Genomic DNA, 22,193 nt, shown 5'->3' on the forward strand with positions numbered 1-22,193 from the left:
CCACATGACCTCCCTGACCTCCCCCTCCCCTCGCTCTACGGTCATACCGCTTCGCAACCGCTGGAAGGGCCAGTGGATGCTGGCCGTGGCGGTGCTGCACACGCTGTATGCCGCCGTCGTGTTTCCGACCCAGCTGCAAGAGATCGTGCGGCGCGGCGTTTTCAACAGCGTACAAAAAGACCCGGCCGTGGGCGCCGTGGTCTGGTTTGTACTGTTCGGCGTGTTGTTCGCGTTGCTGGGCTGGGCCATCCTGCTGGCAGAACGCAACGCTGCCCCGGCGCCCGTTCCTTTGCGCGGGCTGGGTACCGGGTTGCTGGCACTCACGGTGCTGGGCATTGTGCTCATGCCTTCCTCCGGTTTCTGGCTGGCGCTGCCGCCCGCGCTGGCGCTGTGCTGGCCCCAAAGCGCTGAAGGCGAAAAAGGCGGTTGATGCGCCGCGTCTGCACCTTCCACGGCCATCCTGATTGAACTAGAAACTGTCCATGAATACTGCGCTGGTACTGGCAGCCGGGGGCCTGGCCCTGGTGGGTGTTGCGCACTCGGTGCTGGGTGAATTGCTGGTGTTTCGCACCCTGCGCACAGAGGGCATCGTGCCCACCGGCGGACGGCCCGTGCTGCGGGAGTGGCAGGTGCGCATTCTGTGGGGCACCTGGCACCTGGCCACCGTGCTGGGCTGGGCCCTGAGCGCCTTGATGTGGCGCCTGGGGACCACGCCCCTGGACGCGGACCTGGGAGCCTGGGTGGCCGATGTGGCCGGGGTCGCCACGCTGGCCAGCGGCGTGCTGGTGTTCTATGCCACTGAGGGCCGACACCCGGCCTGGTTTGCGTTGCTGGTGGTGGCGGCGCTGGTGTGGTGGCGCTGACGGGCCGCACCACGGCCAAGGCGTGGGCAGCTTGCCGGAAGTGTGAGAAAAATCACGGAAACCGCTGCTGCTCCTGGTGCAGGAAACACAACTTCACAAGACTTCGCAATTCGCCTACACCGGCTTGACGCAGCATCTGCACCATGAAGTCTCCGGTTCCGCAAGGAATCATTCTGAGGAGATCACCATGGCCCGCAATGCACTCGCCGCTGTTTCCATCGCCTTGCTGTCTCTGGGCGCCGCAACGGTGGCGCAGGCACAGACCAGCGCCACTGTTGTCATCCAGTCGGGGCAGCCCCACCACTACCAGGCGCCAGCGCCCATGGTGGTGCAATACGGCCCACCACCGCCCCCCCGCCATGAAGTGGCGCCCCGCCCTCAGCGCAACATGGTGTGGGTGCCCGGTTATTGGGATTGGCGCGGCCACCGCCATGTCTGGGTCCAGGGCCACTGGGTGAAGGCCCGCCCTGGTTACTACTACCGCGAGCCGCGCTGGGTGGAACACGGCGGCCGGTGGGACCTGCGCCCCGGCCGCTGGGACCGTGATGGCGACGGCATCCCCAACCGCTATGACCGTGACCGCGATGGTGATGGTGTTCCCAACCGCTACGACCGCGATCACCGCGACCGAGACCGCGATGGCGTGTCCAACCGCTATGACCGCGACCGTGACGGAGACGGCGTTCCCAATCGGCACGACCGCCGCCCGGACAACCCCTACCGTAATTGAACGATTGAACGATTGAACAGCTGAAGGAGCGCGGAGGCTCGCAAGCCCCGCGCCCACTCCCCCCTTTGGCCTACGCCCGCCCCCGCTGAGCACCTACGTGGAGCCGCGCACCAGGCCGCCACCATGCATAGACCGATTCCGCCAGGAATCACCCCGGAGACCACCATGACCCGCCAAACACTGACCGCAGCCGCCATCGCCCTGATGGCACTGCTGCCCCTCGCACCGACACACGCGGCCATCCAGGGCACCGTCGTCATTCAGTCCGACCAACCACAGCGTGGGTACCAGCCCACGCAGACCTACCAGGTGATTCCCGCGCCCCCACCCCCACGGTACGAAGCCGTGCCGCGCCCACGCCGTGGCCAGGTGTGGGAACAAGGCCATTGGGAATGGCGCGGCAACCGCCACCGCTGGGTGAAGGGCCACTGGGTGCAAGCGCGCAGCGGCTACCAGTACCGGCAGCCCCAATGGGTGGAACGCGATGGCCGCTGGGAAATGCAGCGGGGCCGCTGGGACAGCGACGGTGACGGCATTGCCGACCGCAATGACCGGGACCGCGATGGCGATGGCATCTCCAACCGCAATGACCGTGATCGCGACGGTGACGGCGTGTCCAACCGCCGCGACAGCCAGCCGGACAACCCGCGCCGCAACTGACCTGCCGCGATCCACGATCCACGATCCTCGTTACGGTTCAGTCGAATTTCACCTCGGCGCGACCGACACCAGGAAAATCGGCAACCACCACCGTGCCCGGCGCCACCATCACGGTGCCGGTGCAGGACCCGGTGGTCACCCACTGCCCTGCGCGCAGCCCTCCCAGGCTGCGCGCGCCTTCGTTGGCCAGCCACACCAGCAGCCGCAGCGGGTCACCTGCCGGGTTACCCCAGGTGGCGTGCTGCACGGCCACCGACCCGTTCACCGACAGGTTGACCCCTTGCACCAAGGGCTGCACCGAAGCCACATCGGTCAAACCCGAACCCACGATCAGCGCCCCATGGCAGGCCTGGTCGGCCAGGCGACTCCACTCCCCTTGTTGTGCCCAGGCGGCAAAGCGCGTGTCGCACACCTCAATGGCGGCACGCACCGACACCATGGTGGCCAGCACCTCGGCCGCGCTGTAGGGCGTGGCGCGTGCGGGCAGGTCTGCGCCCAGTTCGTACACCAGCTCCGCCTCCACCCCCATCACGGAAAAGCCTGTGGCCGACAAGTTGACCTCCTGGCCAGGCTGCTCCACCCACACCGAGTCGCGGGTCAGCGCCGCACGCGCGGGTTGGGCCTGGGGCGACGCGGCGCCCACCTTCCAGCCCACAATTTCGCCCCGCTCACGCACTACGGCGTCCTGCACGGCGTAGGCCTCGGCCGCATCGCGAGGGCGCAATGCAACGGGCAAATCCAGCGGCCGGGGCGTGCGTCCCTGGCGCGCCATGGTGATCACGGCAGCGCTGGCGAAGGGGTCAAAGGCGGTATCGGGCATGGGGAAAGCGTCCTGGGGGCAAGTCAAATCGCCGGATTATGGCGACCCCATGTCGCCGCCAGCATCAGCAACGATTGCCGCCCATTAGCCGCCCCAAACACCCCACCGCCGCCCGCCCCCTCCTAGAATGGCCCCCGCAGGAGAGCACGGCAGGCCACAAGGCCCACCGCTGCACCGAAGGCGCAAACTCCCATACACGCTCAGGTCCCGTACTGCACCATTTATCAAAGCCGTCTGGAGAGCCGCCCCAACCTGTCAGCAGCGTTGTGGCGCACCGAAGGAGCAAACCGCACGCCATGTGGGCAGCGCGGTGAATCTCTCAGGTACCAAGGACAGGGGGAGCGGCAGCTTGGCGGACGCGCGCCAGCTGTTTGCTATTGAATAAATAGCTGCTAGCGCACGTCCATCAAGCGCTGAACCCTTAAAAGGCTTCAAAAAATGCGCGTGATCGTTTTGGGCGCCGGCTTGCTCGGCGTGACTTCGGCTTATTTCCTGCAACAACTCGGCCACGAGGTGACCGTCATCGACCGCCAGGGTGCGCCCGGTGCCGAGACCAGCTTCGCCAACGGCGGCCAGATCTCGGTGAGCCATGCTGAGCCCTGGGCCAACCCCAGCGCGCCGCTCAAGGTGCTGCAGTGGCTGGGCAAAGAAGACGCCCCCCTGCTGTTCCGCCTGCGCGCCGACATGCGGCAGTGGCTGTGGGGTCTGTCCTTTCTGCGCAACTGCACGCCAGCGCGCACGCGCCACAACATCGAGCAGATCGTGCGCCTGGGCACCTACAGCCGCGACACGCTGCAGCAGCTGCGCGCCGCCACCGGCATCCAGTACGACCAGCGCACGCAGGGCATCCTGCACTTCTATACCAACGCCAAGGAGTTCGACGGCGCCCTGGCCCCGGCCGAGCAGATGCGCCAGCTGGGCTGCGAGCGCCAGGTCATCAGCGCCGACGAGGCCATGCGCCTTGAACCCGCGCTGGCCCACATCCGCCCACAACTGGCGGGCGCCACCTACACGGCCGAGGACGAATCGGGCGATGCCAACCAGTTCACGCGCGAGCTGGCCAAGCTATGCGAGGCGGCGGGCGTGCAGTTCCGCATGGGCCACCACATCACCGCATTGCGTGAAGTGGCTGGCCGCATCGACCATGTGGAAGTGACCAATGCCGAAGGCCGCTTCGAGCGCGTGCGCGGCGATGCGTTTGTGCTGGCCATGGGCTCGTTCAGCCCGCTGCTGGCACAGCCGCTGGGCATCCACCTGCCCATCTACCCGGCCAAGGGCTACTCGGTGACCATGCCGGTCAAAGACGCCAGCAAGGCGCACCAGGTGAGCCTGACGGACGACGAATACAAGCTCGTGTTCTCGCGCTACACCAGCGAACGCGGCGGTGATCGTTTGCGCATTGCCGGCACGGCCGAACTCAACGGCTACAACCGCGACCTGAACCAAGTGCGCTGCGACGCCATCGTGCGCCGCGTGGAGCAGCTCTTCCCCGGTGCGGGCGACGCGAGCCAGGCCCAGTTCTGGAGCGGACTGCGCCCCGCCACGCCCAGCAACGTGCCGCTGATCGGCAAGACGAAGGTGAGCAACCTGTTCCTCAACACCGGCCACGGCACGCTGGGCTGGACGCACGCCTGCGGCTCGGGCAAGGCCCTGGCCGACATCGTGAGCGGCCGGGTGCCGGAGGTGGACTTTGCGTTCCAGGGGTTGCAGGGGCACGCAGGAGGAGCGCCACTGGTGCCGTCCCGCACGGCGGCCTGAAGCAGCGCGCGGTTGCAGCGAGGCAACGCTGCTGCAACCGCCGTGAGAGGCTGCGCCTACTTGGCCGCGCCCGTCGCGTGCGCCACAAACTGCGCCACGGCCAGCATGTCCTTTTCGCTCATGCGCTCGGCATAGGACGGCATCACGCCGATGCCAGCCTTGAGGGCACGCAGTACACGGCCGGCGTCGGGTTTCAGCTCATCCAGCACCGGGCCCACCTGGCCTTCGGCACCGGCGGCCTGGAGCGTGTGGCACACGGCGCAGGCGGGCTGGATCTTGGTGAAAAGCTCCTTGCCGCGCGCCAGCTCGGCCGGGTCGGCGGCCCAGCTGACGCCCGCCCACAGTAACGCTAGCCCTACCAGCAAACCGCCTTGCGGCGCCCGATACCGTCCGATAGCGGCGCGCAGCCCCGCCCGTGCCACCGTGGAACTGGCTCTGCCAGGCCACGGGTGGCGTCCCCCCTTCGGGGGGAAGGCGCAAAGCGCCTCAGGGGGGAGCGATGTCATGCCACGGTCACGGTGACGGCGTGGTCGCGCCAGCTGGCGTTGTTGTAGCCGCCCAGATTTTCCTCGCGCTGCTCGGCCTGCACATTGCCTGCTGTGTCGGTGGCTCGGCTGGCCAGCACATGGGTGCCCGCCTCCAGGCGCACGGGCAACGCAAACTGCCGCCAGGCAAAGGGGCCCAGGTCGGGGCCGATGAGCTTGGCCGCCAACCAGGTCTTGCCGCCATCGGCCGACACCTCCACGCCCTTGATGCCGCGCGTGCCGCCAAAGGCCACGCCATGCACCTGCACCTGTCCGGGCTTGAGTGCCCCCTTGTCGGGCAAGGGGCCGTTGATCCAGGACTTCACGCCCATCTCCCACACCGAAGGCTGGTCGGGGCTGGCCTTGCTGCCGGGCGGCGACATGCGGTAGCCGTGCGACATGATGCGCGCCTGCGACTGTGCGCTGGTAAACGCAACGCGCTTGACGTACTTGATGTTGTTCACGCCCTGGTAGCCGGGCACCACCAGCCGCAGCGGGCCGCCGTGCGCGAGCGACAGCGGCTCGCCGTTCATCTCCCAGGCCAGCAGTGCGTCGTCCATCGCCTTCACGGGCACCGAGCGCTCCACCAGCACGGTGAGCGGGTCCACACCTTCGGGCAGTTTCTCGCCGCCCGTGCCGGTCAGGTAGGCAGCACCATCGGCCAGCCCGCCCAGGGCGGCCACCACGTTGCGCAGTGGCACGCCGCTCCAGACCACACAACCGGCAGCGCCCACCGACCAGGGCGTGCCGCTGGGCTTGCTGGGGAAAAAGCCCCGGCCATTGCCCGAGCACTGCAGCACGGTGGCCACGGTTTCCACGCCCAGCGTCTTGAGTTCGGCCAGGGTCAGGCTGCGCGGACTCTTGACCCCTTCGATCGCCACGGTCCAGGCATCGCGGTTGTCCAGGATGGCGGCGTCGGGCGCGGGCAGGTTGTTGCGCACATACAGCTGGTTGGACGGCGTGATGACACTGGTGCCAAACGCGGAGCGACGGGTTTCGAGAGTGCTGCTGCTGTGCACGATCAGCGCATCCGGTGACTTCCATCCTGCATACGCGGGCAGCGGCTTGGCAGCGGCTGCGGCCTGCTGGGCACGCGCACCGCCGGCCCATCCAGCCAGGCCCAGCGCGCTCAGGGCAGCGGCACTTCCGGCCAGCATGTGGCGTCGCGGCAGGGTCATCGAATCTTTCATGGAAACGTCTCCAAATAATGGGATGGACAAAAACTCTTTGTTGCCCCCGCCCACCCGGCAGGCACAGGGGATCGGGTCAGCCCGCATTCTGTGCGGGAGCTCTGCGCGCCGCACGTACGGCTTCGTTAGCAGAAGTAACAAAAACAAAAGATCAGAAACATTCGTACGCATGTGCGGGGGCCCTGGGCATATTCGCGGTTTGTTTTGGGGAGAGGAACCGCGCAATGAACACCACCAGAAAATCGACCCGCGGCCCGCGGGGACTGCTACTTGGCATATGGCTGTGTTGCAGCGCCGCACAGGCCCAGCTGACGGCCATCGTGGCCGTGGAGCCCACGGCCCGCAAGGCGGCGCACTCCATCCTGCGCACCTCCGCCGAATCGGGCCTGTCGAAGGCCGCTGGCCAGCCCGTGGCACTGACCACCAGCGACGACCTGGCCGACGTGATGCGCGCCACGCGCAGCGCGGGATATGACATTTTCATTGGCCCTGCCCAGGTGGCTGCGTCCGCGTTGCAACGCGGCTACGAGTTGGTGGGCGCCACGCACAAATCGGACAGATACCTGCTTGTCGGGCTGCAGCAGATCGCTGCGGTGCCTGCCATGAAAGGCCGAAGGCTTTACCTGCCCCAGCAGGATTCCGTCTACACCTACATGGCGCGCGGCATGCTCAATGAGGCGGGGCTGTCGTTCCAGGACCTGCGCGCGGTGCAATACGAGAAATTTCCCCAGGCCGGCCTGACAGCCCTGACCCTGGGCACGACGGATGCCACTGTGGTGCGCGAGGACGACTGGGCGGAATGGTCAGCAGCGCATACCGGCGTCGCGCGCGTGCTGGCCACGTCGCAGCCAGTGCCAGGCGGGTTCTCCATCGTGGTGAAGAAAGACCTGCCAGCGGATGCGCGCAACAAGCTGGCCCAGTGGTTCAGCGCGTCGTCCTCCGCCAGTGGCCTGCCGCCGGTCTCGGTGCGCCCGGAGGCCGTTGAATACCGCCGTGTGGCCGAACTGGGGCTGTTCACCCCCACGAGCTTGCCTGGGGTGAAGCGCATCACTGCGCGCGAGGCCCAGACTCTGCTGGTGCAAGGCGCCACGCTGGTGGACACCCGTACCGAGAAGGAATTCAAGACCAAGCGCATCCGGGGCGCCGTGTTTGCAGCGTATGTGGAAAAGAGCCTCAAGGACGTGGCCTTCAATGCCGCACAGGATGATTTCCAGGCGCTGGACAAGCTCCAGGGCCTGAACAAGGCCAAGCCGGTAATTTTTGCGTGCAATGGCGCCGAATGCTGGAAGTCCTACAAAGCTGCCAAGGTGGCCACAGCCAAAGGTTTCCAGTCGGTGTACTGGCTGCGGGGGGGACTGCCCGAGTGGGACGAAACGGGCCTGCCTACCGAAGGTGGCTAGGAGCCAGCGCAGGGTCTCTGGCCCCTGTCCTTACAATTGGTCGCTTCTCAACACCCAAGGGCGCGCAAGGCGCCCTTTGTATGGAAATAGCAATACTGTTCGCCCTCATCCTTCTCAACGGCCTGTTTGCCATGTCCGAGATCGCTCTGGTCACGGCACGCAAAGCCCGGTTGCAAAAGCTGATTGATGAGGGCGATAGCGGCGCCGCCGCTGCCGTGAAGCTGGGCGAAGACCCCACGCGTTTTCTCTCCACCATCCAGATCGGCATCACATCGATTGGCGTGCTGAACGGTATCGTGGGTGAGGCCGCCTTGGCTGGGCCCCTGGCGTTGTGGCTTGAAGCACTGGGCGTTCCCATGCCTTTTGGCAGCTACGCGGCCACCGGCCTGGTGGTGGTGCTGATCACGTATTTCTCTATCGTGGTGGGTGAATTGGTGCCCAAGCGCATCGGCCAGTCGTACCCCGAGACCTTTGCCCGCCTGGTGGCGCGGCCCATCAACTTTCTGGCGCTGGCCACCAAGCCGTTTGTGCTGCTGCTGTCCACCTCCACGCGCACGCTGCTGCGCCTGATGGGTGTGAAGGAAACCAGCGGCAGCCCGGTGACCGAAGAAGAGATCCACGCAATGCTGGTGGAAGGCACCACTGCGGGCGTGATCGAATCGCACGAGCACACCATGGTGCGCAATGTGTTCCGCCTGGACGACCGGCAGATAGGCTCGCTGATGGTGCCGCGTGGTGATGTGGTGTGTCTGGACATGGATGCGTCGTTTGAAGACAACCTCAAATGCATCGAAGAATCCGACCACGCACGCTTTCCGGTGGTGCGCGGCGGCATGGACAACATCCTGGGCGTGATCAACGCGCGCCAGTGGCTGTCGCGCACGCTGCGCGACAAGGCGCGCGGCGGCCTGGCCGACCAGCCGCTGCAGACAGCGCTGTATGTGCCCGAAACCATCACGGGCATGGAGCTGCTGGACAACTTCCGCCTGTCGGACGTCCACATGGCGTTTGTCATCGACGAATACGGTGAGGTGCAGGGCATCGTCACGCTGCAGGACCTGATCGAGGCCATCACCGGCGAGTTTCAGCCGCGCGACCCGGAGACCTCCTGGGCGCTGCAGCGCGAGGACGGCAGCTGGCTGCTGGACGGCCACATTCCCGTGCCCGAGCTGAAAGACCGCCTGAACCTGGATGCCGTGCCCGAGGAGGAACGCGGCCGCTACCACACGCTGAGCGGCATGATCATGCTGCTGACTGGCCGCCTGCCCAAGGTGACCGACACCGTGCAGTGGGAGGACTGGAAGCTGGAAGTGGTGGACATGGATGGCAAGACCATCGACAAGATCCTGGCCACGCGCCTGACCCCCGAGGAAAAGGCCGAAGCAGACGACAACGGCGCGGGCTGACCTGGCCCCTCCATGGGGCACCTCTCCGCCGGGGCCCGCCCTGCCGTTCCCTGCGGGCGAAGCGGCTCAGTCGCTCAGCGGGCGTGCGGGTCGTCGTCAACGAAAACGGTGAGCACCCCGGTGTAACCATACAAGTGGTGGTGCGCAATTTCCCCACCGGCAAAGAACCCGGCCAGCGGCACGTCACCCAGCGCGTGGCGCACGATCTGCAGCTCGGCGCTGGGCCCGCCAAAATGCGGGCCGCCCCGGCCCGAGCAGCTCACATAGATAGCCCCACAGATTCGCCGCCCTGTCTGCGGCGCCGCGCTGGCGCCTGAGGCGCTGTTGGCAGCGGCCATCTCGCCGTCCGCGCTGGACGAAGACACCAGCGACGCGGGCTCCAGCTCTTCGGGCGAGAGTTCTTCGCGGATCTCGGCGCAGATGCGCATGAGGTCGGCACGCGCCGCTGCCACGTTGCGCTGGCAGAACGCCAGGTGCATGCCCGGCTCCACATGGTCGGCCAGGGCCACGCCCCGGCGGCTGCCGTCCAGCCCCACGATGTGGCGCACGCGTGTGTCGGTACCAAAGTGGCCCGTGCGGCGCTGGCCCTGCGGCTGTTCGCCCGCGCTGACCAGCCCGGCCAGCGTGGCGCGCACCTTGCGCAGCGCGGGCTGCGGGTCGCCACCATCCAGCGACACCTGCAGCGTATCGAGCAGCACGTCCAGCGCGGGCTCGCCATCGAGCGCGAGCACGACATTGTCCTGCGCGGCGGTGATCGTGCGCAGCGCGCCCACGGGCTGGCAGCCCTGCGTAACGCGCGACACCAGCGCCACCCCGGCACCAAACGCCACGCCCGACAGGCCACCGTCAAACACCCCGCTGGCACCGCCCTGCCCGGCCATGTTGCCGTCGCCGCCCACCGCAAACTGCACACTGCTGGTGCGGCTGGCAGAGAGGCCACCAAACAGGTAGCCCGTGTCGGTGCGTGCAGCCATCTCGGTCAGCAGCTCGGCCAGTTCGGGCGTGCGGCCATCGGCATGCACCAGGGCGGTATGGGCCACAAACCCACTGCCCGGGTGTGGCGCATGCGTGGGCAGCGGCGCCACGCCCGAGAACACGCGGTACTGGTCTGCGGGCACATCCAGCAGCATGACCGACAGCGCGGGCTCGTCAAAGTATTCGGCGTTGTTGGCCGAAACGCCCACGCCCACGGTGCCACTCCAGTCGGTCACCTCGGGCAGCTCGCCGCTCAGGTAGTCGAGCAGCGCCTGGGCGTCATTGCCATAGTGGTCGGTGATATAGAGCAGGCCCAGGGTGGGCGCAGCAGCGTAGTCGGGCAACGCCATCTGGGCGCGCAGCTGCGCCAGCACCAGCGCGGCGGCCATGCGCCATTGGGGGTGGGTCGCATGGCCAGTGGGAAATAGTTTCATGGTGGTGATCTCCATGCCAGGGCGGTGGCGGGCAGATATTGCACCACCTGCGGGTTGTCACACCCGCCCACGTTGGCGTCAGCCCGCTCGCTTGCGGGCGCCTGGGCTGCGGGTGCTGCTGCTGGCCTTCTTGGCGGCGGGTTTTGCTGGGGTTTTGCGGGCTGCAGGCTTCTTGGCAGCGGTGCTCTTCTTGGCGGTGCCCGATGCAGCGGCGCGCTTGGCACCGCCCTGCATGGTCTGCATGCCCTTGGCGGCAAACTGGCTGGCCATGCCGGTCGCCGTCTTCAGGGCTTCTTTGGCAAGGCCCGTGGCCATGTTCTTGGTGGTGTCGATGGCGGTCTGCTTGGCCGCATCCTTCATGGCGTTGGCGGCGATCTGCTGGAACTGACCGGTGAGTGCGCCCCACCACTGCATGGGGTCCACCACGGTGGGCGCGGCAGCGGCCGATGCCTTGCTGCCTTTTGTTTTGGCCTTGGCAGGCGGGGCGGCGGGTTCGGCGTCATCACCCTCGTCTTCGGCTTCTTCTTCGGCAGCACTCACACGGCCCGTAGCGCGGGCCGCGGCACCAGCCACAGCCTCGGCGGCACCCGTCACGGTGTCGGCGGCTTTCTGTACGCCGCTCATCACGGTGTCAGCCGTCTTGAGCTTGAAGGCGTTGGCCACGTCCCCCATGCTGAAGTTCATGCCCTTCAGGGTGGCCAGGGTCATCTTCTGCACTTCCAGCGCCTGGATGGTGGCGGCCAGCGCGCGCGAGTTCTGCTCCAGCCAGAACTGCACGGCCTTGAGTTCGTCGATACGCTTTTCAAGCTCTTCGACGCTGATGGTGGGCGCCACCCAGTTGCTGAGGTTGGGCAACTGCGGAATGCTGCTGGACGCCCCCTTGGCCAGGCTCTGCAGAAAGTCAAAACCGGGGACAAGTTTGCCGAAACCGAAATTCGATGTATCGCTCATGGCCGCTCCGCAAGAGGTGGACGAGGGTAGTCTGTGGTGGAGTCACAGCTTACTCCAATGCGTTGCCCAGGCGAAGCGGCCGCCGACGTGGGAACCTCAGTGTTTATGCCCATTCATCATGGTGCCTGCGGTGGCACCACCAGGGGCTGCCGTGCCCACGGGCACGGTGAGGTCGAGCTTGCTTTCCACGCCCTTGGCGTCCTGAAACACCAGGGTGATGGGTACCGAGCTGTCTTTGGCCAGCGGCGCCTTCAGGTCCAGCAGCATGACGTGGTAGCCACCGGGCTTGAGCTCCACGGTCTTGCCCGCGGGCAGATCCAGGGCGGGGATGGCGCGCATCTTCATGATGTCGCCTTCCATCTTCATCTCGTGCACTTCGGTCACGCCTGCAGCGGGCGACTCGGCGCGCACCAGGCGGGCGCCGTCCTGGGCGGTGAGGCGCATGAACGCACCCGTGGCCTTCTGGCCCTGCACGCTGGCGCGCGCCCAGGCGCCTTCGACTTTGACGGCTGCGGTCTGAGCCCATGCGGGGGTGCTGGCGAGTACAGCGGCCAGTGTGGAAACCAGGGCGGCGGTGTGAAGCAGTTTTTTCATGATGGATGCCTTTCGGTGAGTGAGAGAACGAGAAGAAGCGAAGAAGGGAAGAGGGACGGGAAAGGGAGAACAGGCCGTGGGCCGGACTGTCAATGATGGTGGGCAGCGGCGCCGCCCGTGGGCAGAATCTCCAGCGCTGCAGCGGGGGACTTCAGGTCCGAGAGTTTTTGCCCCGCCTTGGGCACATCGACCCAATCGTTGCGGCCTTCGGCACAGACCTGGCGCACGGGCCAGTACACGGTGCCAGCCTGCTCGGGCGCCTGGGCCACGAGCACAAATTCGTCGTAGTGGGCATTGGGCAGCATGTCCTCTGGCGTCTTGGCCGTCCAGGTGATGCGCACCACATCTTCGGAAATGCTGCGGCCGTGGCTGGTGTAGGGCTGGGCGAGCTTTTCGCGCTGCACATCCAGCGTCCAGCCCGGCTTGGGCATGGGGCGCGCGCCGCGCATGCCAGCCGGGATATCCACCGCAATCTGCCGCGTGGGCGATGCGCCGCAGCCGTGGCCGACCTTGAATGTGGCCTTGTAGCCTGCGCCCGCCGGGGCGACCTGGTATTCGAGCACCACATGAGCGGATGCAGAGCCAAAAAGGCCTCCTGCGCCTGACAGCAAAGCGATTACAGCTATCTTTTTCATAGTATTCAGAGACATGGGATGTATTCCTTTCAGAGACTGACCTTGAGCTCAGCGAGGTAAGTACGCTGCGGGTAAGGGTGGAAGTTCCAGAACTGATAGTTGTTCAGGTTGTCGATGCCCACGGCCGCGCTGACCTGCTTGGTGATCTGGTAGCGCACGCGCACGTCAGTGGTGAAGTAGCGGCTGGCGCCCTGGTAGGCAAAACCGTTCACATCGGTGTTGTCCAGCGTGCTGTACTGCCTGCCGCTGTAGCGCGCGCCCAGGGTGTACGACCAGGTGTCGTCGGGCCGGTACGTGGCCACGGCGCTGGCACGCCACTCGGGGATGCGCGGCTGCCATTTGCCCACGCTGGCAGGGAACTTGTCGTTGCGGGTGATCTTGGAGTCGGTCCAGGTCAGGCTGCTGCCCAGCTCCAGCCCGCGCACGAAGACGTTGGTTGCCTGGTACGACAGTTCCAGGCCACGGGTAGCGATGGCGTCCACGTTCTGCACGTTGGTCACATTGGGCGTGACCAGCACATTGGTCTGCGAGTACAGCGCGTCTTTCGTGCGCTCGAAGAAGGCCGTGAGGCGCAGCAGGCCATTGCCCATGTCCCGCTCGGCGGTCAGCTCGGTGGTCCAGCTCTTTTCGGGTTTCAGGTTCGGGTCGTTGTTGATCAGCGTGCCGCCGCCACTGATGCCACCCTGGTACAGCTCGGCCACCGTGGGCATGCGCACGGCACGGCCGGTGGAGGCCTTGAGCACCCACAGGTCATTGGCCTGGTAGGCCACCGCAGCCTTGGGCGAAAAATAAGTTTCGTTGCGCTCGGGGTGGCTCAGCGTGGTGGTGGCGTTGCCTGTCTGGCCATTGCTGGCGCTCCAGCGCTCGGCGCGGGCGCCCAGCACGGCCTTCCACCGTGGCGCGATCTTCCAGGTGTCTTGCGCCCACAGGCCGATGAGCTGCGTGTCGCCGTTGAAGGCCTGGTTGCGCGCGCCCGCAGCGCCGTTGATCCAGTTGCTGGTGGCGTTCTCCACCGTGCGCAGCTGGTAGCTGTCGCGCTGCAGGCCAAAGTCCACAATGTGCGCGCCCTGCACCCCATCGGGCCGCCAGGTGCCTTTGGCGGCCAGCGTGTTCCAGCCCGTGCCCTTGCTGTTGACGATGCGGCCCGCGCCGCCGTTCAGCGCGGCAGGCAGCGCGACGGTGGCAGCACGCAGGGTGTCGGTCTGGTAGTCGTACAGGCTGGCGGCTACTTCCCAGTCGAACACGCCTTTGGTGTTGCTCTTAACCGAGAGCCCGTGCATGAAATGCGTGAGGTCTTCATTGGACACATTGAAGTCTGTGGGTGCCAGCGTGTACGAGCGGCCATTGATGTTGACCGTGCCGCCGTACACCGCATTGCCATTGGCGTCGCGCAGGTAGCTGGTGGGGCGGCCTTCGGATTCGTTGTGCCACCAGCCCAGGGTATAGGCCGCCCGCACAGTCGGCGAAAAGTCGTAGGCGATCTTGGCCTTGATGTGGTCTTGCTGCGTGTGGTACTGCGTGGCCGTGCCCAGCAGGTACCAGGGCTGGTTGCTGCGGCTGAGCCCAGGCACCGCGCCCGTCACCGGCGTGCCCGCATTGCCCACGGTACCAGCGGACACGAGGCGCGTGGGGAAGGTGAGCGGCTGGCCTTCGCTGTCCGTCTTGTTGAAGTTGAGGAACCAGGACCAGTCACCGTTCTTGTTTCCCACGGATGCGCTGACCTGCTTGCCCGCATAGGTGGCACTGGTGCCGTACAGGTCAAACGGCTGGTGCTGGACGCTGACCTGGCCGTGGGCCTCGAACTTCGTGGGCATGCGCGTGACGTAGTCCACCACCGCGCCCACCGAGTTGCCTGCATACGCGGCGGAGAAGGGGCCGTAGAGCACGTCCACGCGCTCGATCTCCTCGGGCGTGACCAGCATCCAGCGCGGCGCGTTGGTGGGGCCGTTGCCCAGGTAGTTGCTCAGCAAAATGCCGTCGGCGAACACCATGGACCGCGCCGGGTTGCCCGTGCCCGAGGCGCGGGTGGACAGCACGGCGTGGTTGTAGTCGCCGATGTAGCGCTTGCGCACCAGCAGGCTGGGCAGGTACTTGAGGGCGTCTTCGCTGTCGGTGGCGTTGATCGAATGCTCGATCTGCTCGCGCGTCACGCCCTCGATGGTGGTGGGAATCTGCGTGGGCAGCGAGGTGGGTTGGCCACCGCTGATGGTGACCACGCCCAGCTCCTTGACGGGGGCATTGCTGTTGCCGGTGCTGTCGGCGGTCTGGGCCAACGCGGAAACACCCACGCAGAGTGCGAGGGGAAAGGCACTGGCCACGGCCAGCGCCATGCGGCTTTTGCGCATGGGAACTCCTGAATTTCAAGCCAAATAGGCCGCCAGCGCTTATCCATCAAGCGCAAACAGCTATTAAAAATATAGCAATTTCAGGAGAAGACCGGGGGCCCACGCGGCGGCAGCGGCGCGGCGGTGCGCGCAGCAATGTGCGCGGCAGGGATGGGGCGCAGGGCATGCGCCAGGGGGTGGACCACAGGCAGCTGGGCCTGCGACACGGGAGGCGGAGCGCTGACATGCGCGCACAGGGGGCAGTCCAGCGTGTGGCTGGACATCTCCTTGGCGCCGTCGTCGGTCTTGACCAGCAGCTTGATGGCGCCCGAGCCCGAACAGATCAGTTCCATCGCCTGCGGATTGACCAGCGGCGACGCCACCGCCACCCCGATGGACAACACAAACCACGCCAGCACAAGGTGGGCGAGCCAGCGAAGGCTGCGAATGGTTTGCAGGGAGGGCATGGGTGCGAATTGTAGGGGGCCTGGGTGCGCACCCCTTGACCGGGGTCATCTGCGCGACGGACTGCGCCCCCGCCCCCACCTAGGATGCGTGCTGCATTCACCACCACAACGGAGACGCCACCATGCTCACACTCTGCGGCTTTTCGGCCAGCAACTACTACAACAAGATCAAACTCGCCTTGCTCGAAAAGGGCCTGCCCTTCACCGAAGAACTGGCCTGGGTGGGCGAGACCGACCGCAGCGCCAGCCCGCTGGGCAAGGTGCCCTACCTGCGCACGCCCGAGGGGCCGCTGTGCGAATCGGCAGTTATGGCCGACTACATCGAGGCAGCCCACCCACAGCCAGCGCTGATCCCCGCCAACCCCTACCAGGCCGCCAAGGTGCGCGAGCTGATCACCTTTCTGGAGTTGCATCTGGAGCTGGTGGCACGCAACCTGTATCCCCAGGCGTTTTTTGGAGGAACCGTGAGCGACACCGCCAAGGAAAAGGTGGGAGTGCAGCTTGAGAAAAACATTGCCGCCTTCGGTCAGCTTGCGAAGTTCAGCCCCTACGTGGGCGGCGACGCCTTCACCCTGGCCGACTGCGCAGCCATCGTGCACCTGCCGCTGGTCAGCTCGGCCACCAAGATCATCTATGGCCGCGACTACCTGGCCGATCTGCCTGTGCGCGAGTACCTCACGCGCATGGCAGAGCGCCCCCACGTGCAGCGCGTGAACGCCGATCGCAAGACCAACACCGCTGAAATGCTGGCGCGGCCGCCCAAGCGCTAAGACCCTGTTCTAAACCCGCCCCCAGGCGCTGGGTCTTCATCCCTTGACCTTGGTCAACCGAGGTCATCGCGCACAAGCGCACCATGCAGGTATCCGATCACCCTTGAGGAGACACCGCATGGACAAGACCCAGGCCGCCCCATTCCGCCAACAATTGCTGGCCCAGCAATCCGAGCTGCTGGCCCAGTTGGCCGCGCAGCGCGGGGGCGTCATCGGCCGCGCCGAGGCCGCTGCCGACCACTTTGGTCAGCCCGAGGACCCGCGTGCCCAACTCGCCACCGAGCGTGAACTGGAGTTTGCGCTGGACGAGCGCGAAACCACCCACCTTGCCGCCGTGGAAGCCGCTTTGGCCCGCATTGAAGCGGGTACGTACGGCGAATGCACAGACTGTGGCACCCACATCACCGCCGCACGCCTGCACGCCACCCCCGAGGCCGCACGCTGCGTGCATTGCCAGGAAAAGGCCGAACAACACCGCCGTGCTGCGTAAGTTCGCTGACGCATTCAAACCCCTTTTCCCCTCTTTCCCCGTTTTTTTTCGTCACTTCAAGAAAGCCGATTCATGAGCACTTTTCACGCCGTTGTCTGGATGGACCAGTCCGAAGCCCACGTGGTGATGTTCGACCGCGAGCATGCCGAGGCCCAGCGCATCAAGTCCCGCAGCCACCACAAGCACCAGGGCAAAGCCGACGACCTCACCGCTTTCTTTGCCGACGTCGCCCAGGCCTTGGCCGACACGCGTGAAGTGCTGCTGGCTGGCCCGGGCCTGGTGCGCAACCAGTTCCGTGACTGGGCGGCCAAGCACCATGCGGCGGTGGCCGATGTGGTGGTGGACTCGGTGGCAGCAGACCACCCGACCGACGCCCAGCTGGTGGCCATGGCGCGCCAGTATTTCAAGAAGTTTGACAACATGGCCGCAGACCCGTCGGTCGCCTGACAGGCCTCCAGGCCGCGCCCGCAGCGCAGCCCTGGCTGCTATCCTTTGCGGGATGCGCAGCCTCTTTCACCTCGCCTTTCACGTCACCGACCTGGATGCCGCGCGCCACTTTTATGGCGGCGTGCTCGGCTGCCAGGAAGGCCGAAGCACCGATACTTGGGTGGACTTCGATTTTTTTGGCCACCAGATCTCGTTGCACTTGGGCACCCCGTTTGCCAGCGCCCGCACCGGCCATGTGGGCGACCACCTGGTACCCATGCCGCACTTTGGCGCCATCATGGAATTGCCCGACTGGCATGCGCTGGCCGCACGGCTGAAGACCGCCGGCACCACTTTTGTGCTGGAGCCTCAGGTGCGCTTTGAGGGCCAGCCCGGCGAACAGCGGACAATGTTCTTCCACGACCCCAGTGGCAATCCGATCGAGATCAAGGGCTTTCGCTCATTGGACGCGGTGTACGCATCGTGAGCTATACCTTCGCGTCCGCCACCATCCTGCTCCTGCTGATCACCGATCCGCTGGGCAACATCCCCATCTTTGCCAACGCCCTGCGCGGCGTGGCGCCCGAGCGCCGGGCGCGGGTGATCCTGCGGGAGGTGCTGATTGCGTTTGCGCTGCTGCTGGTGTTTCTATTTTTCGGGGCGCAGTTTCTGCAGGTGATGAACCTGAGCGATTTGTCGCTGCAGATTGCGGGTGCGGTGGTGCTGTTTCTGATCGCGCTGCGCATGATTTTTCCGTCGGCTGACGGGCCACAGGCGGAGCTGCCGGGCGAACCCCTGATCGTGCCGCTGGCCATCCCTGCCTTGGCGGGCCCCTCAGCGCTGGCCACCGTCATGCTGCTGGTAGCCCAGGCGCCGGAACGCCGCTGGGAATGGGTGGGCGCGCTGTGCGTCACCATGGCCGTGTGCGCCGTGGTGTTGCTTATGGCAGAACGCATCCAGCGCCTGGTGGGCGAACGCGTGGTGATGGCGTTTGAACGCCTGATGGGCCTGATCCTGGTCGCCATCTCGGTAGAGATGCTGATCCGGGGAATCAAGCAGCTCGCGCAGCAGCTGTAGCCGCCCCGCGCACGCAAAACTGATGGAGGGCGGGCCAAGGCCGCCCCCGGAGCACTGGCATGCGCTCGCAACTGCAGAGCGCAACCGGTGTGCGGTCTCAACGGCGTTGCAGCAGGGGGATCGAACCCAGTGCGAACACCGAGTTGGGCACGCCCACCCGCGCCATCAAGGGGCGCGGCTTGGCGCTCAGCTTGGGGCGGGGGGCAGCAGGGGCCATCTCTTCGGCCACCACACCCTTGGCATGCTGCTGCGCCACAAGGTCTTGCAACGTCACCGACTGCAAGTACTCCATCACCCGTGCGTTGAAGGTGGACCAGAGTTCGCCCGTCATTGACTTCACTTGCGCAGCCTGGCCGACACCCAGGCTCTGCAGATCGTCGGCCTTGAGGTTCTCGACCGCCAGGATGATTTCGGCTACAGATATCTGGTCTGTGTTTCGGGCAAGGGTGTAACCGCCACCCGGGCCGCGTGTGCTGTCCACGAGCCCGGCACGGCGCAAGGCGCTGAACAGCTGCTCCAGGTACGACAGCGAGGTACCCTGCCGGGCGCTGATCGTCGAAAGCGCTACCGGCCGCATCTTCTGGCGCAGCGCCAGGTCGGTCATTGCCGATACCGCAAGTTGTCCTCGGGTGGTAATCCGCATCGTTGCTACTCCTTGTGAACGTTGACAGTTCCAGACCGCAGCACCAATGGCTGGGGAAAGGGGCCAAGCGTTCAATGTAGGTGGTTTAATACTTCGCGTATATTCGTTTTATCAACGTAGATTGATCGTTTTTTACGAAGTATTTATCACCATGAACTTCAAGCATCTGCGGTATTTCTGGACGGTTGCAAAGGCCGGAGGGGTGATGCGGGCAGGCGAGCAGCTGCACACCACGCCCCAGACGCTTTCTGGGCAGATCAAACAGCTGGAGGAATGGCTGGGCCACGACCTCTTTCGCAAGCGGGGGCGTGGGCTGGAACTCACCAGCGAGGGTCGTGTCGCCCTGGGTTACGCGGAGCAGATTTTTACGCTGGGGGACGAGCTGGAAAAATCGATCCGCCTCTCCCGCGGCCACGCCAAACCGCTGGAATTTCGCGTAGGGGTTGCAGACTCGATCGCGAAGTCCGTGGCCTATCACCTTCTTGAACCCGCCTTGGGCATGCCTGAACAGGTGCACATGACCTGCCAGGAAGGAAAATTTCCAGAACTCATCGCCCAACTGAGCCTGCACAAACTCGATCTGGTGCTGGCCGATGAACCCGTTTCCAAAAAAATCGGCGTCAAGGCGTTCAACCACCCGCTAGGAACCAGTGGTATGAGTTTTTTCTGCGCTCCTGGCCTGAAGGCGCAGCTACAGGGTTCCTTTCCCCAATGCCTCCAGGGCGCCCCCATGCTCATCCAAGGCCCTATGTCTTCCGTGCGCCAACAGCTCGATCACTGGTTTAACAAATACCAGTTGCAGCCACGGCTCGTGGGTGAGTTCGACGACAGTGCGTTGATGAATGCTTTCGGCCGCGAAGGCCGTGGCGTTTTCACGTCCCCGACCGTTCTGGATGAGGAAACCACCGCACAGTTTGGTGTCGAAGTGATCGGCCGCACGACGGAACTGGTCGAGGAGTTTTTTGCGATTTCTGTGGAGCGACGCATCACGCACCCCTGCGTGGCAGCAATCACCAAGGCGGCCAAGGCAGATCTGTTCGGGAAATGAGTTTGCCGGGTGCCACCCGCGCAGGGCTCCACGACCGAAGGCCTCCAGACACGCTCAGGAACGCCGAGGGGTCAGGTTAAGGCAGCTTTTGCAGCCTCTCAACAAAACTCGGCCTCAGTCAGCCTGCTCATGGAGCTGCTGTGATGAGCCCTGCAGCAAACACCAAGGCTCCCCCGATATGCCCAGTGCCAAGCCCTCGTTTGTGAAAACATGCCATGCCGGATGACGGCGACATGAAAGGCCATTTGCCGGGTTGGAAGAAATCACCTGGCAAGCCAGAGTGCCAATTCCGCACGGTCCGAGAGGCAGAAACAAAAACGCCCACTACGTAGTGGGCGTTTTGTTCAGCAGAGGCCTGCTATGTTGGTTGCGCGAGAAGGATTTGAACCTCCGACCTTTGGGTTATGAGCCCAACGAGCTACCAGACTGCTCCATCGCGCGGTAAGAAATAAATTATACCCTATTATTCAGCTGCTGCCGAATTATTTTCGGTTTCAGCAGCACGGTCGACCAATTCGACCAGCGCCATGGGAGCGTTATCGCCCACACGGAAGCCCATCTTCAGAATACGGGTGTAGCCACCGGGACGCACCTTGAAACGAGGACCCAGGTCATTGAAGAGCTTGGTCACGCTATCACGGTCGCGCAGGCGGTTGAATGCCAGACGGCGGTTCGCTACGGAATCTTCCTTGGCCAGGGTGATCATGGGCTCGATCACGCGGCGCAGTTCCTTGGCCTTGGGAACGGTGGTCTTGATGACTTCGTGCTCGATGAGCGAATTCATCATGTTCTGCAGCATCGCGAGGCGGTGCGAGCTGGTACGGTTGAGTTTGCGGAGGCCGTGTCCGTGGCGCATGGTGCTTTCCTTTGAGTAATTAAATCAGGCAGCCGTATCAGGTACTGCCCGAGGCACTGTTCCCGGCGGGGAACTAAAAATTATAACTTAACGCTTGTCCAAGCCAGCTGGTGGCCAGTTTTCCAGTTTCATGCCCAGCGTGAGACCACGCGATGCGAGCACTTCCTTGATCTCGTTGAGCGACTTGCGGCCCAGGTTAGGGGTCTTGAGCAACTCATTCTCGGTGCGCTGGATCAGGTCACCGATGTAGTAGATGTTCTCGGCCTTCAGGCAGTTGGCAGAGCGCACCGTCAGTTCCAGCTCGTCCACAGGGCGCAGCAGGATCGGATCGAACGTGGCATTGCCGCGTGGACCTGCAGGTGCGTCGAACGCAGCCAGCTCGCCACCTTCCAACTGTGCAAACACAGCCAGCTGTTCCACCAGGATCTTGGCCGATGCACGCACTGCGTCTTCGGCAGTGATGGCACCATTGGTTTCGATCTCGACCACCAGCTTGTCCAAGTCGGTACGCTGTTCGACGCGAGCGCTTTCCACGGTGTAGCTCACGCGCTTGACGGGCGAGAACGAAGCATCCAGCACGATGCGGCCGATCGACTTGGTCGATTCGTCAGCATAACGACGCAGGCTGCCAGGCACGTAACCACGGCCCTTTTCCACCTTGATCTGCATGTCCAGCTTGCCGCCTGCCGACAGGTTGGCAATCACATGATCGGGGTTGACGATCTCGACGTCATGGGGCGTCTGGATGTCGCGCGCGGTGACCACGCCTTCGCCATCCTTGCGCAGGCTCAGCGTGACTTCATCGCGGTTATGCAGCTTGAACACTACGCCCTTGAGGTTCAAGAGGATGTTGACCACATCTTCCTGAACGCCATCGATGGACGAGTACTCGTGCAGAACGCCTGCAATGGTGACTTCCGTCGCTGCGTAACCCACCATGGACGAGAGCAGGACGCGCCGGATGGCGTTGCCCAGCGTGTGACCGTAGCCACGCTCGAACGGCTCCAGCGCGACCTTGGCACGATTGTGGCCAAGCTGCTCGACATTGATCGCCTTGGGTTTCAGCAAATTGGTTTGCATTCAGACTTCCTCTCAATACCCCCAGCTCGTTACACCGGTAAGGCTGGTGAAGCGCCTAAACCGCGATGCCTC

At 64.8% G+C, this 22,193-nt stretch carries 25 protein-coding genes, 1 tRNA gene and 1 riboswitch; of the genes, 13 read left to right on the top strand and 13 right to left on the bottom strand.

Annotated features, from left to right (window positions below):
• Positions 1-4: 4 nt before the first annotated feature.
• From EXV95_RS13720 to EXV95_RS13735, 4 genes are all read left to right on the top strand, one after another.
• Positions 5-430 (top strand): DUF6463 family protein, encoded by a 426-nt coding sequence (locus EXV95_RS13720; RefSeq protein ID WP_255484738.1) that lies wholly within the window; start codon positions 5-7, stop codon positions 428-430.
• Positions 431-482: 52 nt separating this feature from the next.
• On the top strand, positions 483-863 hold the full coding sequence (locus EXV95_RS13725) for a hypothetical protein (protein WP_176887280.1): 381 nt from the start codon (positions 483-485) through the stop codon (positions 861-863).
• Positions 864-1,050: 187 nt separating this feature from the next.
• Positions 1,051-1,593 (top strand): YXWGXW repeat-containing protein, encoded by a 543-nt coding sequence (locus EXV95_RS13730; RefSeq protein WP_176887281.1) that lies wholly within the window; start codon positions 1,051-1,053, stop codon positions 1,591-1,593.
• Positions 1,594-1,758: 165 nt separating this feature from the next.
• Positions 1,759-2,253 (top strand): YXWGXW repeat-containing protein, encoded by a 495-nt coding sequence (locus EXV95_RS13735; RefSeq protein WP_176887282.1) that lies wholly within the window; start codon positions 1,759-1,761, stop codon positions 2,251-2,253.
• 37 nt (positions 2,254-2,290) lie between these two features.
• On the opposite strand, the gene EXV95_RS13740 is transcribed toward EXV95_RS13735, so the two are convergent.
• The gene (locus EXV95_RS13740) at positions 2,291-3,073 is read right to left on the bottom strand and encodes a 2-keto-4-pentenoate hydratase (protein ID WP_176887283.1); all 783 of its coding nucleotides are present in this window, start codon (positions 3,071-3,073) and stop codon (positions 2,291-2,293) included.
• A 224-nt stretch (positions 3,074-3,297) separates the two neighbouring features.
• Positions 3,298-3,419, top strand: a riboswitch (glycine riboswitch).
• A 92-nt stretch (positions 3,420-3,511) separates the two neighbouring features.
• Here EXV95_RS13740 and EXV95_RS13745 point away from each other — a divergent pair.
• The gene (locus EXV95_RS13745) at positions 3,512-4,831 is read left to right on the top strand and encodes a D-amino acid dehydrogenase (protein WP_176887284.1); all 1,320 of its coding nucleotides are present in this window, start codon (positions 3,512-3,514) and stop codon (positions 4,829-4,831) included.
• Positions 4,832-4,887: 56 nt separating this feature from the next.
• Here EXV95_RS13745 and EXV95_RS13750 read toward each other — a convergent pair whose 3' ends face one another.
• Together EXV95_RS13750 and EXV95_RS13755 are read right to left on the bottom strand one after the other, a co-directional pair.
• On the bottom strand, positions 4,888-5,196 hold the full coding sequence (locus EXV95_RS13750) for a cytochrome c (protein ID WP_176887285.1): 309 nt from the start codon (positions 5,194-5,196) through the stop codon (positions 4,888-4,890).
• 137 nt (positions 5,197-5,333) lie between these two features.
• Complete coding sequence (locus EXV95_RS13755) at positions 5,334-6,545, bottom strand: sulfite oxidase (protein WP_121421382.1); 1,212 nt, start codon at positions 6,543-6,545, stop codon at positions 5,334-5,336.
• Positions 6,546-6,769: 224 nt separating this feature from the next.
• Between EXV95_RS13755 and EXV95_RS13760 the strand changes: the two genes are divergently transcribed.
• Both EXV95_RS13760 and EXV95_RS13765 read left to right on the top strand, forming a co-directional pair.
• Positions 6,770-7,945: a rhodanese-like domain-containing protein gene (locus EXV95_RS13760; RefSeq protein WP_255484739.1), complete on the top strand. Its 1,176-nt coding sequence runs from the start codon at positions 6,770-6,772 to the stop codon at positions 7,943-7,945.
• An 80-nt stretch (positions 7,946-8,025) separates the two neighbouring features.
• A complete protein-coding gene (locus tag EXV95_RS13765; protein ID WP_055395363.1) occupies positions 8,026-9,351 on the top strand; it encodes a hemolysin family protein in 1,326 nt (441 codons plus the stop codon).
• Positions 9,352-9,425: 74 nt separating this feature from the next.
• Here EXV95_RS13765 and EXV95_RS13770 read toward each other — a convergent pair whose 3' ends face one another.
• The 6 genes from EXV95_RS13770 to EXV95_RS13795 all read right to left on the bottom strand — a co-directional run bounded on the left by EXV95_RS13770 (position 9,426) and on the right by EXV95_RS13795 (position 15,731).
• Complete coding sequence (locus EXV95_RS13770; RefSeq protein WP_176887286.1) at positions 9,426-10,760, bottom strand: FIST N-terminal domain-containing protein; 1,335 nt, start codon at positions 10,758-10,760, stop codon at positions 9,426-9,428.
• 78 nt (positions 10,761-10,838) lie between these two features.
• Positions 10,839-11,711 carry a PhaM family polyhydroxyalkanoate granule multifunctional regulatory protein gene (locus tag EXV95_RS13775; protein ID WP_176887287.1) on the bottom strand — a complete coding sequence of 291 codons (873 nt, stop codon included), beginning with the start codon at positions 11,709-11,711 and terminating at the stop codon, positions 10,839-10,841.
• Positions 11,712-11,807: 96 nt separating this feature from the next.
• Positions 11,808-12,305 (bottom strand): copper chaperone PCu(A)C, encoded by a 498-nt coding sequence (locus EXV95_RS13780; protein ID WP_176887288.1) that lies wholly within the window; start codon positions 12,303-12,305, stop codon positions 11,808-11,810.
• A gap of 89 nt (positions 12,306-12,394) precedes the next feature.
• Positions 12,395-12,955, bottom strand: coding sequence for a YcnI family protein (locus EXV95_RS13785; RefSeq protein ID WP_176887289.1), 561 nt, complete (start codon positions 12,953-12,955; stop codon positions 12,395-12,397).
• Between the two features lie 14 nt (positions 12,956-12,969).
• Positions 12,970-15,285 (bottom strand): TonB-dependent receptor, encoded by a 2,316-nt coding sequence (locus EXV95_RS13790; RefSeq protein WP_176887290.1) that lies wholly within the window; start codon positions 15,283-15,285, stop codon positions 12,970-12,972.
• Between the two features lie 80 nt (positions 15,286-15,365).
• Positions 15,366-15,731 carry a DUF2946 family protein gene (locus tag EXV95_RS13795; protein ID WP_176887291.1) on the bottom strand — a complete coding sequence of 122 codons (366 nt, stop codon included), beginning with the start codon at positions 15,729-15,731 and terminating at the stop codon, positions 15,366-15,368.
• A 122-nt stretch (positions 15,732-15,853) separates the two neighbouring features.
• On the opposite strand from EXV95_RS13795, the gene EXV95_RS13800 reads away from it, so the two are divergent.
• The 5 genes from EXV95_RS13800 to EXV95_RS13820 all read left to right on the top strand — a co-directional run bounded on the left by EXV95_RS13800 (position 15,854) and on the right by EXV95_RS13820 (position 18,494).
• The gene (locus tag EXV95_RS13800; RefSeq protein WP_176887292.1) at positions 15,854-16,501 is read left to right on the top strand and encodes a glutathione S-transferase; all 648 of its coding nucleotides are present in this window, start codon (positions 15,854-15,856) and stop codon (positions 16,499-16,501) included.
• 118 nt (positions 16,502-16,619) lie between these two features.
• Positions 16,620-16,991, top strand: coding sequence for a TraR/DksA family transcriptional regulator (locus EXV95_RS13805; RefSeq protein ID WP_055395348.1), 372 nt, complete (start codon positions 16,620-16,622; stop codon positions 16,989-16,991).
• A gap of 72 nt (positions 16,992-17,063) precedes the next feature.
• Entirely contained in the window at positions 17,064-17,438 is a 375-nt protein-coding gene (locus tag EXV95_RS13810; protein WP_121421387.1) for a hypothetical protein, read from the top strand.
• A 52-nt stretch (positions 17,439-17,490) separates the two neighbouring features.
• On the top strand, positions 17,491-17,904 hold the full coding sequence (locus tag EXV95_RS13815) for a VOC family protein (RefSeq protein WP_176887293.1): 414 nt from the start codon (positions 17,491-17,493) through the stop codon (positions 17,902-17,904).
• Positions 17,901-18,494 (top strand): MarC family protein, encoded by a 594-nt coding sequence (locus EXV95_RS13820; RefSeq protein WP_055395343.1) that lies wholly within the window; start codon positions 17,901-17,903, stop codon positions 18,492-18,494. Before EXV95_RS13815 ends, EXV95_RS13820 begins: the two co-directional genes overlap by 4 nt.
• Positions 18,495-18,591: 97 nt before the next feature.
• Here EXV95_RS13820 and EXV95_RS13825 read toward each other — a convergent pair whose 3' ends face one another.
• The gene (locus tag EXV95_RS13825; RefSeq protein ID WP_176887294.1) at positions 18,592-19,137 is read right to left on the bottom strand and encodes an Rrf2 family transcriptional regulator; all 546 of its coding nucleotides are present in this window, start codon (positions 19,135-19,137) and stop codon (positions 18,592-18,594) included.
• A gap of 151 nt (positions 19,138-19,288) precedes the next feature.
• Between EXV95_RS13825 and nhaR the strand changes: the two genes are divergently transcribed.
• A complete protein-coding gene (gene nhaR / locus EXV95_RS13830; protein ID WP_176887295.1) occupies positions 19,289-20,185 on the top strand; it encodes a transcriptional activator NhaR in 897 nt (298 codons plus the stop codon).
• A 364-nt stretch (positions 20,186-20,549) separates the two neighbouring features.
• Here the strand turns inward: nhaR and EXV95_RS13835 are convergent.
• From EXV95_RS13835 to rpoA, 3 genes are all read right to left on the bottom strand, one after another.
• Positions 20,550-20,626, bottom strand: a tRNA-Met gene (locus tag EXV95_RS13835).
• A gap of 22 nt (positions 20,627-20,648) precedes the next feature.
• Positions 20,649-21,041: a 50S ribosomal protein L17 gene (gene rplQ, locus EXV95_RS13840; protein WP_008906513.1), complete on the bottom strand. Its 393-nt coding sequence runs from the start codon at positions 21,039-21,041 to the stop codon at positions 20,649-20,651.
• Between the two features lie 87 nt (positions 21,042-21,128).
• The gene (gene rpoA, locus EXV95_RS13845) at positions 21,129-22,121 is read right to left on the bottom strand and encodes a DNA-directed RNA polymerase subunit alpha (protein WP_008906514.1); all 993 of its coding nucleotides are present in this window, start codon (positions 22,119-22,121) and stop codon (positions 21,129-21,131) included.
• Positions 22,122-22,193: the final 72 nt, after the last annotated feature.

The sequence above is a fragment of the Acidovorax sp. JMULE5 genome (assembly GCF_013376875.1).
Lineage (GTDB): Bacteria > Pseudomonadota > Gammaproteobacteria > Burkholderiales > Burkholderiaceae_C > Acidovorax > Acidovorax facilis.

What these genes read in the sequence shown, in the direction of transcription:
- EXV95_RS13720 (WP_255484738.1), top strand. Translation starts at nt 5, where the DNA reads ATGACCTCCCTGACCTCCCCCTCCCCTCGCTCTACGGTCATACCGCTT.
- EXV95_RS13725 (WP_176887280.1), top strand. Translation starts at nt 483, where the DNA reads ATGAATACTGCGCTGGTACTGGCAGCCGGGGGCCTGGCCCTGGTGGGT.
- EXV95_RS13730 (WP_176887281.1), top strand. Translation starts at nt 1,051, where the DNA reads ATGGCCCGCAATGCACTCGCCGCTGTTTCCATCGCCTTGCTGTCTCTG.
- EXV95_RS13735 (WP_176887282.1), top strand. Translation starts at nt 1,759, where the DNA reads ATGACCCGCCAAACACTGACCGCAGCCGCCATCGCCCTGATGGCACTG.
- EXV95_RS13740 (WP_176887283.1), bottom strand. Translation starts at nt 3,073, where the DNA reads ATGCCCGATACCGCCTTTGACCCCTTCGCCAGCGCTGCCGTGATCACC.
- EXV95_RS13745 (WP_176887284.1), top strand. Translation starts at nt 3,512, where the DNA reads ATGCGCGTGATCGTTTTGGGCGCCGGCTTGCTCGGCGTGACTTCGGCT.
- EXV95_RS13755 (WP_121421382.1), bottom strand. Translation starts at nt 6,545, where the DNA reads ATGAAAGATTCGATGACCCTGCCGCGACGCCACATGCTGGCCGGAAGT.
- EXV95_RS13760 (WP_255484739.1), top strand. Translation starts at nt 6,770, where the DNA reads ATGAACACCACCAGAAAATCGACCCGCGGCCCGCGGGGACTGCTACTT.
- EXV95_RS13765 (WP_055395363.1), top strand. Translation starts at nt 8,026, where the DNA reads ATGGAAATAGCAATACTGTTCGCCCTCATCCTTCTCAACGGCCTGTTT.
- EXV95_RS13770 (WP_176887286.1), bottom strand. Translation starts at nt 10,760, where the DNA reads ATGAAACTATTTCCCACTGGCCATGCGACCCACCCCCAATGGCGCATG.
- EXV95_RS13775 (WP_176887287.1), bottom strand. Translation starts at nt 11,711, where the DNA reads ATGAGCGATACATCGAATTTCGGTTTCGGCAAACTTGTCCCCGGTTTT.
- EXV95_RS13780 (WP_176887288.1), bottom strand. Translation starts at nt 12,305, where the DNA reads ATGAAAAAACTGCTTCACACCGCCGCCCTGGTTTCCACACTGGCCGCT.
- EXV95_RS13785 (WP_176887289.1), bottom strand. Translation starts at nt 12,955, where the DNA reads ATGTCTCTGAATACTATGAAAAAGATAGCTGTAATCGCTTTGCTGTCA.
- EXV95_RS13790 (WP_176887290.1), bottom strand. Translation starts at nt 15,285, where the DNA reads ATGCGCAAAAGCCGCATGGCGCTGGCCGTGGCCAGTGCCTTTCCCCTC.
- EXV95_RS13795 (WP_176887291.1), bottom strand. Translation starts at nt 15,731, where the DNA reads ATGCCCTCCCTGCAAACCATTCGCAGCCTTCGCTGGCTCGCCCACCTT.
- EXV95_RS13800 (WP_176887292.1), top strand. Translation starts at nt 15,854, where the DNA reads ATGCTCACACTCTGCGGCTTTTCGGCCAGCAACTACTACAACAAGATC.
- EXV95_RS13805 (WP_055395348.1), top strand. Translation starts at nt 16,620, where the DNA reads ATGGACAAGACCCAGGCCGCCCCATTCCGCCAACAATTGCTGGCCCAG.
- EXV95_RS13810 (WP_121421387.1), top strand. Translation starts at nt 17,064, where the DNA reads ATGAGCACTTTTCACGCCGTTGTCTGGATGGACCAGTCCGAAGCCCAC.
- EXV95_RS13815 (WP_176887293.1), top strand. Translation starts at nt 17,491, where the DNA reads ATGCGCAGCCTCTTTCACCTCGCCTTTCACGTCACCGACCTGGATGCC.
- EXV95_RS13825 (WP_176887294.1), bottom strand. Translation starts at nt 19,137, where the DNA reads ATGCGGATTACCACCCGAGGACAACTTGCGGTATCGGCAATGACCGAC.
- nhaR (WP_176887295.1), top strand. Translation starts at nt 19,289, where the DNA reads ATGAACTTCAAGCATCTGCGGTATTTCTGGACGGTTGCAAAGGCCGGA.
- rplQ (WP_008906513.1), bottom strand. Translation starts at nt 21,041, where the DNA reads ATGCGCCACGGACACGGCCTCCGCAAACTCAACCGTACCAGCTCGCAC.
- rpoA (WP_008906514.1), bottom strand. Translation starts at nt 22,121, where the DNA reads ATGCAAACCAATTTGCTGAAACCCAAGGCGATCAATGTCGAGCAGCTT.